The sequence below is a fragment of the Streptomyces calidiresistens genome, from assembly GCF_014141525.1.
GTDB lineage: Bacteria > Actinomycetota > Actinomycetes > Streptomycetales > Streptomycetaceae > Streptomyces > Streptomyces calidiresistens.
In genome coordinates this window covers 1-1,505 of sequence record NZ_VKHS01001066.1, presented here as the reverse complement: position 1 = coordinate 1,505, position 1,505 = coordinate 1, and the positions used below count along the sequence as shown (strand labels likewise).

The following is a 1,505-nucleotide window of genomic DNA, read 5'->3' as shown; positions in this document are numbered from 1 at the left end:
GCGTTGGACAGGCCGCCGGGAACATGGGCCGGCGGGGGCGCGACCGTGGCGGGGGTGACCGTGCCCGGCGCGACGCCGGCGGGGGTGAGGGCGCTCGGTGCGATGGCGCCGGGAGTCGGCACGGAGCCGGGGCTGATGACGGCGCCCGCCGGGGGAGCGAGGTTGCCGGGGGTCACGGCCCCGGCGCCGGTGATGGCCCCGAGGGAGGTGGGTGTTCCGCCGAGGCCGGTGCCGGGCAGGTCCACGATGCGTGCCGTGATCGAGGGCAGGGCCGGGATCTGACCGAGCGATGTCTGGGAGAGCGAGGGCACGTTCAGCAGGTGCTGGGTCGGTGCGGAGGACGACCCGGCGCCCGCCGGCGAGCCGGGCACGGTGACCCCGACCTGCCCGGGAGGCGTGACCCCGCCGAGCGAGGTGATCCCCTGGATGCCCTGTATCTGGGGCGTGGGCAGGGAGGAGACCCCGGCCAGACTCGCCGGGATGTGCCCGACGGTGCCGGGAGCGCCGAGGTTCGGGGCCACGGCCCCGGGGGCGGTCACCCCGGAGTTGAGCGCCCCCGCGTTGACGCCCCCCACGGACACGTTGCCCGGCGTGAGACCGCCGGCATTGATGCCGCCGAGGTTGAGGTTGCCGGTGGTGAGGGCGCCGGGATTCAGGCCACCGGGGGCGATCGCACCGGTGTTGATGCCGCCGAGGGAGACCGTTCCGGGGTTGAGGTTGCCCGGGGTGAGCCCACCGGGGTTCAGGGTGCCGGCGTTGATGCCGCCGAGGTTGAGGTTGCCGGTGGTGAGGGCACCGGGGTTGAGCCCACCGGGGTTCAGGCTCCCGGCGTTGATGCCGCCGAGGGAGAGGTTGCCCGGGGTCACCGTGCCGGGGGTCACCGCGCCCGGGCTCACCGTCCCGACCGACACCGCGCCGGGCGCCACCGGGGCGGGCGTGGTCACGGAACCCAGCTGCGGCGCCGCCACGTTCGGCGCCGTCACCGTCGGTGCGGTGACGGTCGTGTTCACCGCCACCGGCGTCGGTGTCGGCGCGAGGGCACCGAGGTTCACCGCGCCGGGCGAGCCGAGGGTGATGCCGCCGACGCCGGTCATCGAGGACATCGACCCCAGCTGCGGCGGCTGCACGGCCCCGATGGACGGCAGGTCGGCGATTTGCGCCGACAGGGGAGGCATGTCGATCCCGCCCATCGGGGTGCGCAGCACCGACAACGGGCTGAGCGAGATCTGCCCGAGGTTCACCGAGCCGAGGCCGGCGGGGGCGAGCCCGCCCGGGCCGAGCCCGCCGATCCCGGACAGGCCGCCGGGCGGGGCGAGCGAGCCCGGCGTGACGATGCTCGGCACGAGGGGGCCGGCGGGGCCACCCGGGGAGATGCCCCCCGGCCGGACCGGCACGCCGATGGGCGGCATCACCCGCAGATCGCCGACGCCCGCGCCCACGGCGGAGATGTTCGGCGCGCCGAAGCCCCCCATGCCCCCCATGGTCGGGGTCGGCACCCCGAACCC

1 protein-coding gene is annotated in these 1,505 nt (G+C 76.3%); it reads right to left on the bottom strand.

Annotation, left to right across the window (positions count from 1 at the left end):
- A partial coding sequence (locus FOE67_RS25465; protein ID WP_228474284.1) for a hypothetical protein occupies positions 1 to 1,472 on the bottom strand: 1,472 nt, incomplete at its 3' end.
- Positions 1,473 to 1,505: the final 33 nt, after the last annotated feature.